Below are 13355 nucleotides of genomic sequence, written 5' to 3' on the forward strand. Positions count from 1 at the left end.
TTTCGTTGCAAAAGATATCTGCCTTACGTATTCTAGAGATAATAATGTCTTTTAAAATTTGAGAGAATAATAAAGTGGATCTTGGTCTAAAAAATAAAAAAGTGCTTATTAGTGGCGGTTCCAAAGGAATTGGATTGGCGATTGCCCAAAAATTTATTGATGAAGGTGCGTTTGTCAGTATTTGTGCCAGAAATCAGCAAGGTATCGATAAGGCTATTCTGCAATTGGGTGACCGGGCCATGGGCATGACTGTTGATATTAACAAGGCGGATGAAGTTGAAAGATGGATCAAGGAAAGTCACAAAAAGATGGGTGGGCTTGATCATGTGGTGGCGAATGTAAGCGCTCTTGCCTCGGGACGGGATCTGCAAACCTGGAAAAAGGCGGTTGATACAGACCTGTTAGGTACCGTTGCCCTGGTTAACGAGACATTGCCTTATTTAACCAAACAGAAAAACGGATCAATTGTTATCATATCCAGTGTTTCCGCTTCTGAAATAGACGTATTTGCTGAACCATATGGTGCCTTAAAGGCTGCCTTGAATCATTATGGCAAATCGGTTGCACTAAGAGTTGCAGAACACAATGTAAGGGTTAATCTTGTTTCTCCAGGAACAATTTATTTTAAGGGAGGGATATGGGATCAAATTGAACGGGAGCAGCCTGAACTTTATAATACAGCCTTGAAGAATAACCCGTTAGGTCGTATGGGAACACCAGAGGATGTGGCCTCAACAGTTGTTTTTCTGACAAGTGAACAGGCAAGTTTTATTACCGGAAGCAACCTTGTTGTTGATGGTGGCATGACAAAACGCGTGTAAAATTATTGATAAATTGTCTGTCTCAAGCCTTTTTAAAATCAAATAGGCGGTATCGGGCAATTTAACCGGTTATATATATTATGTTCTTTAAATAAGGTTAACCAATTATTTTAATATCATATGATAGAAATAATGAATTTATCTGAACAATTTATAATATTATGAAAAATTATACATTAATTCAGCAAGTTGTTTTATTTTTAAAAAATAATCCGCGTAAACGATTTACCGCGCGTGAAATTGCAATCCAATTAGTTAAAATTTATCCTGATTATTATAAGCAAAAAAGGCTAAATAGCCAGCAGCGTTTTACCTCGGAAAATTCTTTTATTTCTCAAATTGTTGCTGAAATTAGTTCACGTATTAAAAGGTTGAAACAATCAAATGCAGGAATATTGATTCAGGACCAGCCTCGACCAAGAGTTTACGAATGGAAAGGTAATTCCAGGCTCAAGAGCAATTTTATAGATAAACTGAAAGATGAAGAAAATGCAGGTAAAGACATTTTAAATTTGCCATTAAAAAAGATGAATTATACGGAAGCTGATCTTTATCCTTTATTGATTGAGTATCTTGGTACGGAATATAGTTTAAAATGTGATAGAATCAATGAAAAAATTTCTAAAAAAGGTAAAGGGGAAAATGGCAACAAATGGTTGCATCCGGATATTGTTGCTTTGCAGGCAGTGACTGAAGACTGGAATAGTTTGGTTAAAACTTGTGTACAGTCAGGGGATGCTAAAATGGCTTATCTATGGTCTTTTGAAGTAAAAAAACAGATTTCCCGCTCAACAGTTCGTCAATATTTTTTTCAAGCCGTTAGTAATTCCAGTTGGGCAAATTACGGTTATCTGGTGAGTGCAAGCATTCCAGATGATGGAACGATGAATGAGCTAAGAATGTTATCGGCTTTACATGGTATTGGGTTAATTATACTTAAAACAGATAATGTAATTGATAGTCAGATAATGATTCCTGCGGCATTTAGAGCAGAGGTGGATTGGTGCTCGGTAAACCGGTTGGTTGAAGAAAATCCGGATATGAGATTGTTTATTCAAAAAGTTGCCAGTTATTATAAAAGCGGTTTGTTACAAAAAACTGGATGGAGTAATGATTTACTAAAAGTTGAGAGTAATTAAATATAAATTATTAATATATATTAATTTAACTATAAAAAACTGATTTAATTAAAATAATTCTTAAATAAATATATAAATATTTTCCAATATGTTATAATTTGCAGAGTAAAAATGAATTTATTCAGTGTGTTATTCATATAAGAGATTTTTCATGAATTTTTATATGTTGGTTTTTGTAAAATTTATTATCGGCTTTGCTGTTGTAATTTTTTATTTTAATCAGTCCGGCAAAACGCAGCTTTCCCAAATGACCCCTATTGATCTGATTGGAAATTTTATATTGGGTGGAATAATTGGGGGGGTTATTTATACAGATAGTATTTCTCTGTCTCGTTATATTGTTGTCTTGATAATTGGCACTCTATTAATGCATTTTCTAAATTATATTGCCAAGAAATTTGATGTTTTCCGTGCCTTGGCCTTGGGTAACACGATTGTCTTTATTAAAAACGGTTCCTTATTAATGGATAATATCCAGGATAAAAAAAATAAAATTGATATTATCAATATTATGTCCAGCCTACATTCCAGAGGCATTGGTTCAATGCAGGAAATATATTATGCCCAAATTGAGCCTAATGGATCGTTGACTGTTAAAAATAAAGAGGAAAAGGATCCTTCCGTCATTTTAATCCTTGATAGCGAGATCAAGGATTGTCCATCCCATTTGTTGGATATAAGTCAAGATACGGTCCAGCATTTACTTGATAAATATTCCTTGAAACTGGAGGATGTTTATCTAGCCGAATACTACGATAAAAAGATCATGTTTGCTTTATATGACGGTAAAAGAATAACTATTCCATTTTATTGAGCATCTATAGTGCTATATAAATTAATTTGAATATTTAAGTTTTTGTTTTTTAGTTTATTTTTGAAAAATGTTTTATTTTATTGGATTTTTAGATGTTTGAAAAACAAAGGTTCTTTGCCTTTTTTATATGTTTATTTATATGTAGTTTTTTTTTAAATTCATTATCTGTCAAAACTGTTTATGGAAATTCAAATGTTCAGAATTCGGGTAATGAACAAATTTTAAAGGTTGTTGACGTATCTGAAATAGACAGGGATGGTTGGGACTGTCTTGAGGTTACTTTTTCATCCCCCCTGAATGAAAACCAGAACTTTGAAGAGATATTGCATCTTTTTGATGCAAAAAAAGGAAAGGTGGATGGCGCCTGGATTTTATCTGAAGACCATCAGGAACTTATTTTTAATCATCTTGAGCCTAACCGGAAACTGGTTTTAACTGTTGATGCTGGATTAAAGGGTAAAGACGCAAAAATTCTCAGAAAAGAATATACGGCCAAAATCACAACAAACGATTTAAGTCCCAATATCAGCTTTGCCAGTCAGGGTTCTTTGTTTCCCGTAAGATTGGCCGAGGGTTTGCCTGTTATAACATTGAATGTAAATCAGGCAAATGTTGAATTCTTCAGAATAAAAAATGACCAGCTTGTCAATTTTTTTGAAGATAAGGAATCTTCCTCAATCTTGTCAAATGACATGATCTCGGCTTTGGTTGATAAGGCGGATCTGATATATACGGGTTCTTTTAAGCTAAATGTAGATAAAAATCATCGTCAGAAAATTTTACTGCCGATTTCTTCCATCAAATCTTTACAAAAAAAGGGTGTTTATTTTGCGGTTATGCGTTCCGCGGGAATGTATAATTACAGTTATCCTGTTACAGTGTTTACGATTTCTGATATTGGCATTTCCGTACATCGTTATCAGGATAATGATCAGGTCAGCGTTTTTACACAGTCTCTAGAAACGGGTGATGTCTTACCAAACGTAAATATCAGTGCCTTGGATAAAAAAGGGCATATCATTGCGACAGCTTTTTCAGATAAGGACGGTTATGCAAATTTGACAAATATGTCAAAAGCTAGAATTTTGCTGGCAACACAAAATGGTCAAACATCCTTTATCCAATTAAAGTCTCCAGCTTTGGATTTATCAGATTTTAAAATTGATGGAGATATTCAGCATGATTTACAGTTTTTTGTTTTTGGCCCCCGTGATTTGTATCGTCCGGGAGAAACCGTAATATTGAACGCTTTATTGAGGGATGCGGATGGGCAATCTGTTCAAAATATTCCAGTCAATGCTATTGTTTATAACGCAGAGGGAAAAAAGGCTCAAAATTTTGTTTGGAAAGCCTCAGAGACAGGATTTTATCAATATCAGTTAAAATTACCCGCCAATGCTGTAACAGGCAAATGGTCTGTCGTTGTGAAAGCGGGGAGGAAAGAATTGAATCAGTATCGATTTGCAGTTGAGGATTTTTTGCCTGAACGTATGGGTCTTACTTTACAATCGGAAAATCTGGAAAATTCGAAAAATAATGTGCCTCTGACCTCTCGGCAAGATTTGCATGTCAAGGCGAATGGCTGGTATCTGTATGGGGCGCCGGCCAGTCATAATCTTTTATCAGGTTCAATTACCATGCACTCATTGAGAAAAGCGGTTCCTCAATTAAAGGGATTTGAATTTGGTGATAGTCAAGAAAAAGGTCTTGATAAACGGATGGATTTTGACGAGATTCATCTGGATCAGCTAGGTTATGGCCAAATTAAAATGGCCAATCAATGGCAAGGGATCAGATCACCTGTTCAATTGATCACCGAGGCCAGCCTGTTTGAAACCGGAGAACGTCCAGTGGTGAGACATTTGACGCAATTTGTATGGCCAGCCAAACAATTGGTTGGTATTCGGCCCCTTTTTGATTCGGTTACCTCGCATGACAAGCCAATTCGATTTGAGGTTGTCATGGCTGATTTCGAAGGGCATAAATTACCGGCAAAAAATTTAAAAGCAAGATTTGTTCATGAACGTCATGATTATTATTGGACGTATTCTGATGATACAGGGTGGGACAGCCATTTTAATAAGAAAGATGTTATAGAGGATGAACAGCTTTTAAACATAGGCCAAAACAAAACAGCGATGCTGACATTTCCTTCCAAAGATTGGGGATTCTATCGATTGGAAGTGTTCAATCCAGATACCGGTTTGACATCCAGTTATTCTTTTGAAACGGGGGCAGTTAAAGAAGCGGGGTCAGAAGAGAATTTGCGTCCCGATCAGGTTAAGGTCATGCTGGATAAAACGGCTTACAAAGCTGGCGATATTGCCCGAATCACTTTGACCCCTCCTTCTGATGGCAAGGGTTATTTGGCGGTAGAGTCATCAGGTCAGCTATTATGGCGGCAATCTATTCAGGCTTCTGCCAAAGGTTCAAGTTTTACCCTTCCCATTAATTCAAAATGGTTACGTCATGATGTATATATTGCAACTTTGATTATCCGACCCGGTGACCGTAAGGTTGGCGCCACTCCAAAACGATCTGTGGGAATATTACACTTACCTCTTGATCGGCAGGATCGTAAGTTAAAACTTCAAATGAAAATGAATTCAAAAATCGAGCCTTTAACGGATCAGAAAGTTAAGGTCAAAGTTACGGATGCATATGGGAAACCTGTAAAGGATGCCGAGGTTTTGTTATCCGCCGTGGATACAGGTGTCTTAAATATTACGGATTACAAAACTCCAGATCCTTTCAGGGCTTTCTTTGATCGCAAAGCTTATAATGTTGATCAGTTAGATGTTTATGGCAAGTTAATCGAGGCAGGTCAAAACCCTTTGGCAAGTTTGGCTTTTGGTGGGGATGCAATGGCGAAGGGGGGGAAACTGCCCGATACCAAGATCAAGATTGTTACGTTACAACCCAAGCCTATTCATGTGAATGATCAGGGTGAAGCCGAGATTTCAATTACTGTTCCAGATTTTAACGGCGAATTAAGAATTATGGGGCAAGTTTGGACAGCTGGTCAATTTGGTATGGCAGAAAATAAAATAACAGTTGCCGCACCTATTGTTGCCGAAATGTCCACACCACGTTTCCTGGCAGGGGGTGATGAAACGGTTCTGGCACTTGATCTTACTAACATGACCAGACAGTCACAGGAATTATCTGTGCGTTTCAAGACAGAGGGATTTATTTTTGCAACGCATTCTGGGGATCAAGCTGTTATATTGGCACCAAATGAACGGAAAACACTAAAAATTCCTTTCCAGGCAAAAACAGGATCAGGAGAAGGAAAAATCAGGGTTGATGTTTCAGGAATTGTCTTTAACGGTAAAAAGCAAGTATTGAGCCGTTCATGGTCAATTGGAACACGCTCGCCTTATGCTGCTCAATTTATAATAGAACAGACTAAACTAAATAAAAAAAGTTGGCAGATATCACCATCGGTCTTGCATAATATCGGGATTTCAGGTCGTGAGGGGAGACTGAACATAAGTCCTTATCCACCCTTGAATTTATCCAGACAGATTGAGGATTTACAAACTTATCCCTATGAATGTGCCGAACAAACAACAAGTGGAATTTATCCTTTCCTCTATGTAAATAAGGATATCTTAAAACAGCTTAATATTAAAAACAAGCTAACCGATCAACAGCGTCATGATGCGATTAATGCAGCGATTTTTCATATACTAACGATGCAGCGTTCAAATGGGGGATTTGGGTTATGGAGCAGTGACAGCCCAGAAGAATATTGGTTAACCGTTTATATCACGGATTTTCTTATTCAGGCACGGGACCGGGGTTATATGATTCCTGAAGATGCCTTGCAAAATGCCTTAAAACGTTTGTTAATATATGTTCAAAACGGCAATGAGATTGACCCTTATTACAGTCGTGACTTTAATGAATCGCGTTTTACGGTTCAAGCCTATGCTGGATATGTATTGGCACGAACAAAACAGGTACCTTTAGCCGCATTAAGAAATCTTTACAATCATCGTAAACAGGCACCATCAGGATTTTCTTTAATTCAGTTGTCAGCAGCATTAAAGCTAATGGGAGATGAGGGACGTTCTGCACAGACCTTAAATGAAGGTTTACATTATGGGCAACGTGTTCATGATTGGTGGATAGGAGATTATGGAAGTGATATTCGTGATAATGCGTTAATTCTTGCACTTTTACAGGATAATCATTTGGTCAGTGATGACGTTGTTATACAAAGGCTGTTTGCTTTAAGTCATCAAATTGAAGATAAAATATATTTGTCTACACAGGAAAAGAATGCAATTTTTCTGGCAGGATATCGCTATGTTTCAAAATCCGCTAAAAACTGGAAGGTTGAGGTCGACGTGGCAGGGAATCATTATAACCTGACAAACCAAAAATCTTTTTTGCAATTCAATGATCAGGAAATGAGACAGATCAATACGCTTCGCCTTGCCAGCAAAACGGGAGATGTTGATCTATATCCAAATCTCGGTTTATCCGGTTATCCGTTACGGGCTCCTGTACAGGTTCAGAAAAAGGAACTGAACATAGAAAGAGAATTTCTTGATATTTACGGTAATCCAGTGGATTTGAAAAATGTCAAAACGGGTGATCTTATATTGGTTAGAATTAAGATATTTTCGTTTTCAAGAATGCACGACGCTTTGGTGGTTGATTTCCTGCCCGCTGGATTTGAGCTGGAAAATCAAGATCTTTCAAATGCTTCTGTCAATTTGGAAAATGCAGGGGAGGTAATTAAAAAATCTCTTGAAAAAATGCAGGAAGCATCCATTCAACATCAAGAATATCGTGATGACCGTTATGTAGCCCAATTGGATCTTACGAATAAAACTGAACTGGTTTATTTGGCCCGTGCGGTGACACCTGGAAGGTATCACATACCATCGGCAACATTACAGTCGATGTATCAGCCAGGCCGGTTTGCAAGGACCAGTGGCAATATGACATTAATAGTTAAAGCACGTTAAAAAATTAATAAAAAGGTCATAATCAGGTGTGCATCAATATATGATGGTGTACGCCTTTTTTATTAGAAATAAATGGTGTGTATAGTGCGTGTGATAGGTCAGATTTATCGAAAAGGGGTAATATTCTGTTTATTTATTTGTATTGGGTTATTTATAGCGGATAAAACCAACCCTCTTCCTTTACCAAATATCAGTTCTTCTCGTGTCGTTTTGGCAGAGGATGGAACGCCCTTATGGCGTTTTACCAATCAAAAAGGGGTCTGGCGTTATCCTGTTACCATCCAACAGGTTTCTCCATATTATATTCAGGCTTTGTTAGCCTATGAAGATCGGTGGTTTTATCATCATCCCGGCATTAATCCTGTCGCTTTGGGCAGGGCTTTTGGACAAGATATTTATCATCATCATATCGTATCGGGTGGTAGTACGCTCTCAATGCAGGTTGCCCGTATTGTTGATCCCTGTCCTCATACTTATTTGGGAAAAATTGGGCAGATTTTCCGGGCGTTGCAACTTGAATGGCATTTGAATAAAGAACAGATTCTAACCATTTATCTAAATCATGTATCTTATGGGGGAATGGTAGAGGGTATTGCGGCGGCGAGTTGGACATATCTTGGTAAACCACCGGATCAACTTACCAAAGGAGAGGCAGCCTTGCTGGCTGTTCTACCACAAGCGCCCAGCCGTTTACGACCAGATCGTTATCCTGAGCGTGCCAAGAAGGCCCGTGACAAAGTTCTGGAGCGGCTGGCTCAATTCAAGGTATGGTCAAAGAGGGATATTGAGGAAATTAAAGGGGAAAATGTTTTATTAAGTGAACGTCAGATACCACAATTGGCTCCCTTATTGGCGAGACGATTATCACTTCAGAACAAAGATGCAGTCATTCATAGCACTATCAATATAGATATGCAACGTCATTTGGAGGAACTTCTTGAAAATTGGAAAAACCGTTGGCCACCGCATAATTCCGCTGCCATTTTGGTGGTGGATTCAGAGACAATGCAGGTTAAGGCCTATCTCGGCTCTGTAGATTTACAGGATAAACAGCGTTTTGGTTATGTGGATATGGTAACCGCTATCCGTTCACCCGGTTCAACATTAAAGCCTTTTCTTTATGGGTTGGCCATGGATGAAGGGCTTATCCATTCTGAATCCTTATTGCAGGATGTACCAAGACAATCTGGTCATTATAGGCCAGAGGATTTTTCTTCTTCATTTGTTGGACCCGTTTCAGTAAGCCAGGCATTGCGACGGTCACTTAATTTACCAGCCGTACAAGTGTTGGAAGTTTATGGAGCCAGAAAATTTTACGGCAAATTAACAGGTGCCGGCATTGGATTAAAACTGCCTCAAATGGTTGAACCAAATTTGGCAATTATTCTTGGCGGGATTGGCACGTCTTTGGAAAATGTTGTTACAGCTTATAGCGCGTTCGCAAGAAAGGGGAAGGTTGCAATGTTACGTTTCAAGAATAATGGATCCATGAGTGAACGGCCATTATTGTCTGAAGGTTCAGCCTGGGTTATTCGGAAAATTCTGGAAGGGGAAAGTCCATTGGACAGTAATTTTGATCGGCAGATTTTTCAGCAGGATCATTTGGCATGGAAAACAGGGACAAGTTACGGATATAGGGATGCTTGGGCTGTTGGCGTTGGCAGACATCATATAATGGGGGTCTGGATTGGAAGACCTGATGGCACACCTGTGGCAGGCCAATATGGAATAGCTTCCGCAACCCCCTTATTATTTCAAGTATATGATATGGTCAGAAACCAAGCTTCACAGACGTTTTCATATAGTATTAAAGATTATGAGCCGGCAACAGTAAGCGTGGCACAGATATGTTGGCCATCTGGACAGATATTGCCGGATAGGGATCAAAATTGCCGACAAAAAAGGACCGCATGGATTATAAACCATATAGTTCCACCCACTTTGGAAATGGCCGATCAACCGTTAGGAACGGGTGTCAGCCAAACGGTATGGATCAATAAACGAGGATTTCAAGTATCGTCTGATTGTCCAGGAGCCATTGAAAAAAAAATTGATCTGTGGCCAATTGCACTTGAACCTTGGTTGCCCCTTACAGAACAGCGTCACAATCGTCTGCCCACACAGGATTTATCCTGTCCCTCCTTATCTTTGATGGAATCTTCTTCCTTGTCCATTATAGGTGTAAAAAACGGAGACCATTTACAGTTGCCTCCCAGTAATATGCATCCGTTAACTTTAAAATTATCTGCCCTTGGGGGGACAAAGAAAAAATGGTGGTTCCTAAATGGTTATCTTATTCAGGAAACTGATGGAAATCAAAGTTTTGATCATGTTTTTCATAATCATGGAAAGCAACAATTGACGGTAATGGATGAAATGGGAAAAACGGCTCTTGCTGAATTTACGTTGAATTAAAGGCATGAATTCATAGGATATACTATCAGGTAAAAAATAAATGGATTCATTGACGATTTGAAATCATATTTATGGCCTTGGTATAGATCATCTTCATTCAAGAAAATATCTTGTATCTTTTCATATAATCGTGGAAAACAATTGTTATGCACAGGTAATAATTTCAAAGAGAATTATTGGATATGTATCCGAATCATTTTAAAAAAAACAAGGCATCCATTATTTCATTCCTGTTTTTAATTTTGTGTTTTGCATTATTTTTATATGAAAATATAAAGGGTTTAGGTTTTTTAAGATTTACAGACGAATCAGGTCATTTTGTAGGTGCACAAGCCATTCATAAAGGGGACAAACTTTACAGGGACTATATAGATTATCATGGTCCCGTAATTTATATGCTGACATGGATGATGGGATTAATTGTTGGTTTCTCAGAAGTATGGCTGTTGAGACTTATTTCTTCGTTTAGCGCAATGTTAGCTGCCCTGTGTTTATTTTTTTCTCCAATTTTTCATTATTTTTGGCAACGTTATCTCGTAACCGCTTTGTGGTTTGGTTTCATTTCAAGTGTCTGGCTTATACAGGGTTTATATCTTGATAATTATTGGACATTAGGTGGGTGTTTTGCAGCTATTGGTTTGGTCACTCTTGTTATTCCCATGATTTATGACATAAAGCCGTCACGGATACAGGCCTTTACAGGAGGATTTTTTATCACGCTTTTGCCTTTTATTGCCTATCCTTTTGCAATAACCGCCTTTATTTTATTTCTTGTTGTTATCAATGGAATTTGTATAGATCATAGAAAATATGTTTCGATATTCGTGACAAGTTTGTCGGGGTGTTTGACATCTATCATTATGATGCTTGTCTGGTTAGGTATATATGGGGATATAGGTGGAATGGTTGCCTTTCATTTCATCACCAACCAAATGAATTATGCACGATACATTCCCTTCAATTTAAGCAATTTTTTTCTAAGTTTGATTCCATTTTTTTCCTCTAATCATATTGTTGAAACATTTGCTTTATTTTCGTTTTGTTTTGGGGGGATTATCCTGGTTGCAAAAGGAAAATATAAAATAAGTGCATGTCTTGTATTGTGCGGGATTCTGGGTTTGCAGGCTCGAGGAAGTATCCTGTTTCAAAATGGTGCTTTCCTTATTGCTTCTGTAACCTTAATAATCGTTGCTTTTATAAAATCAACGGAAGTCAAGCCGGATATTTCCCTGTTTTTCTCTGTCATTTCAACTTTTTGCATCTTTTTTATCATTGATCAATATGCAGTAACCTCTCCCAATATTTTAGACAAGCGACAACGTAATGCCTATCAATGGCATGCCTTTCGTGAAGGATATAATGAAGATACGAAAGCAATTTGGTTTTACGTTGATAAAAACGAAAGAATATTATCTATACCTTATAATCCAGATATTTATATTTTGGCTAACCGTTTGCCCATAAAAAAATATCACGCTTATTTACCATGGGAGGCAGACTACGCTTCACATCCTTGGCATCATTATGAACGGGACCTTTGTAAAGATTTGCCTAAAAATAAGCCACCACTTATTTATTATGATCCATCAATAATATGGGGCAAATATATGCCAGATCAGTTCTTGAATTGCGTATTGATAGTTTTGAAAAATGATTATACCCATATTGCAACGGATTCTTACATTTATGTTCGTAATGACCGTTATAGGGAAAGAGGTAAAATAAACTAGTCGTGTATTGTTTAACCATATTAGGGGTATTAACCTAATATGGTTATATTGTTATATAGCGTCTGGGTGATTGCTGATTGTTGTTACGTTAATTGTAATTAAAAAGGTTTATCAACACCGGGTTGTTTGAGGCGGATAAAATAGGTCATGATTGCCGCACAATAATATAAGAAACCAAAAATTATGAAGACGCTAAAATGTCCCAATCCTGTAAAAAGAATGAGAGAAACCAAAGCGGGTCCGCCAAAATTGCTTAGACCACCACCAAGATTTTGAATGGATACGGCTGCCCCTTTATGTTCAGGTGTTAACATTGGAAAAATGGCTCCCATTGGAACAAAGGCTGTAATGGTCAGGGCAAAAAACAGGATTCCGAATATGCTGGCCCATATATTTCCGGGAAACCAGACCGGAATAAAATAAAGCAGGATGGTTGCCGTTCCACATCCTATAAATCCCGCCCATCGCATTTGCTTTAACCAACCGATACGATCGCCGATAATGCCCCATAGAACATTGGTAAAAGGTTGGATAGGATATATACTAAGGCTGATAATTTTCCATTGTTCATCCGTAAAATGTCCACCATGTTCAGACGTGTAGAAAATAGGCATTACGACCGCAAGAATACCAAAAAGGGAAAAGTTGCAGATCGCACGGGTTATGAGTGCAATTGCCAGATCACGATTATAAAAAACGAGTGAGAGATCTTGGATAATACCTTTAAATTTGTGTTCGAATGAATGAATCTGATGATTTTTCTTTTCCATAACGGGTGCCTTGAGAAGGAAAAAGGCGATTGCACCACCTGCAGTTGCCCAGCCTATGGATTGCCATAAAGTGTTGATCTCGCCAAAGTAACGGACAGAATAAATCGGTAACAAATTTCCGAGAATGCCAAACCCTATGGTGAACATGGACCAGATCCACCCCACTGCCGAGGCAAGCTGGCTGTCAGGGGTTTCTTTTACAACCCAATAGAAAAATGCATAAAAGAATAAGGGATAAGCAAAACCGCGTAGACCATAGAATAGCAACATCATGTAATAGTTATGAGGTATAACTCCGAAAAGCATAAAGGCTGCGTGAAAAACAATCCATGTAATGGCACCAACCATCATGATTTTTTTTGCACCAAATGTTTCAGCTAGAACGCCAGAAAGCCAGCTTGAAATTGCAGCGGTTAACCCATAAGCAGCAAAAATAAGGCTGACTTTTTTTTCTGTGAATCCCAGTGTAACAATGTATTTGGAAAGGAAATTCAGTTCAAGACCGTCGCCAATCATGAAAAGGGCAATGGCAATATACCCCCAAAACAGAGAGACTGGCATTCCCATCATCATACGTGATTTTATTTGGATATTATTCATAAGTAATCTTTGAGCATGATAAGTTTATAAAAAAAGCCCGAATTGAATTGGTTTCGGGCTTTGTATCGGAATAAAATTCAGAAG

The 13355-nt window shown here is 37.9% G+C and carries 7 protein-coding genes; 6 read left to right on the plus strand and 1 reads right to left on the minus strand.

Annotation, left to right across the window (positions count from 1 at the left end; genetic code table 11):
• Positions 1 to 74: 74 nt before the first annotated feature.
• The 6 genes from H3T57_RS06900 (at position 75) to H3T57_RS09115 (ending at position 11901) form a co-directional block, all read left to right on the plus strand.
• On the plus strand, positions 75 to 821 hold the full coding sequence (locus H3T57_RS06900) for an SDR family NAD(P)-dependent oxidoreductase (protein ID WP_110439268.1): 747 nt from the start codon (positions 75 to 77) through the stop codon (positions 819 to 821).
• 161 nt (positions 822 to 982) lie between these two features.
• Entirely contained in the window at positions 983 to 1960 is a 978-nt protein-coding gene (locus tag H3T57_RS06905) for a COG2958 family protein (RefSeq protein ID WP_198193638.1), read from the plus strand.
• A 151-nt stretch (positions 1961 to 2111) separates the two neighbouring features.
• Complete coding sequence (locus H3T57_RS06910; RefSeq protein ID WP_110439269.1) at positions 2112 to 2774, plus strand: DUF421 domain-containing protein; 663 nt, start codon at positions 2112 to 2114, stop codon at positions 2772 to 2774.
• 92 nt (positions 2775 to 2866) lie between these two features.
• Complete coding sequence (locus H3T57_RS06915; protein ID WP_198193639.1) at positions 2867 to 7756, plus strand: alpha-2-macroglobulin; 4890 nt, start codon at positions 2867 to 2869, stop codon at positions 7754 to 7756.
• 84 nt (positions 7757 to 7840) lie between these two features.
• A complete protein-coding gene (gene pbpC / locus H3T57_RS06920; RefSeq protein ID WP_198193640.1) occupies positions 7841 to 10171 on the plus strand; it encodes a peptidoglycan glycosyltransferase PbpC in 2331 nt (776 codons plus the stop codon).
• Between the two features lie 182 nt (positions 10172 to 10353).
• Positions 10354 to 11901: a hypothetical protein gene (locus H3T57_RS09115; RefSeq protein ID WP_232349787.1), complete on the plus strand. Its 1548-nt coding sequence runs from the start codon at positions 10354 to 10356 to the stop codon at positions 11899 to 11901.
• A 98-nt stretch (positions 11902 to 11999) separates the two neighbouring features.
• On the opposite strand, the gene H3T57_RS06935 is transcribed toward H3T57_RS09115, so the two are convergent.
• On the minus strand, positions 12000 to 13271 hold the full coding sequence (locus H3T57_RS06935) for an MFS transporter (protein WP_232349788.1): 1272 nt from the start codon (positions 13269 to 13271) through the stop codon (positions 12000 to 12002).
• Positions 13272 to 13355: the final 84 nt, after the last annotated feature.

Origin of the sequence: Commensalibacter sp. W6292M3, assembly GCF_016101315.1 — a bacterium.
Taxonomy (GTDB): Bacteria; Pseudomonadota; Alphaproteobacteria; order Acetobacterales; family Acetobacteraceae; genus Commensalibacter; species Commensalibacter melissae.

Coding starts and splice junctions, on each gene's coding strand:
- H3T57_RS06935 (WP_232349788.1), bottom strand. CDS start 13,271: ATGAATAATATCCAAATAAAATCACGTATGATGATGGGAATGCCAGTC.
- H3T57_RS06910 (WP_110439269.1), top strand. CDS start 2,112: ATGAATTTTTATATGTTGGTTTTTGTAAAATTTATTATCGGCTTTGCT.
- H3T57_RS06915 (WP_198193639.1), top strand. CDS start 2,867: ATGTTTGAAAAACAAAGGTTCTTTGCCTTTTTTATATGTTTATTTATA.
- H3T57_RS06905 (WP_198193638.1), top strand. CDS start 983: ATGAAAAATTATACATTAATTCAGCAAGTTGTTTTATTTTTAAAAAAT.
- H3T57_RS09115 (WP_232349787.1), top strand. CDS start 10,354: ATGTATCCGAATCATTTTAAAAAAAACAAGGCATCCATTATTTCATTC.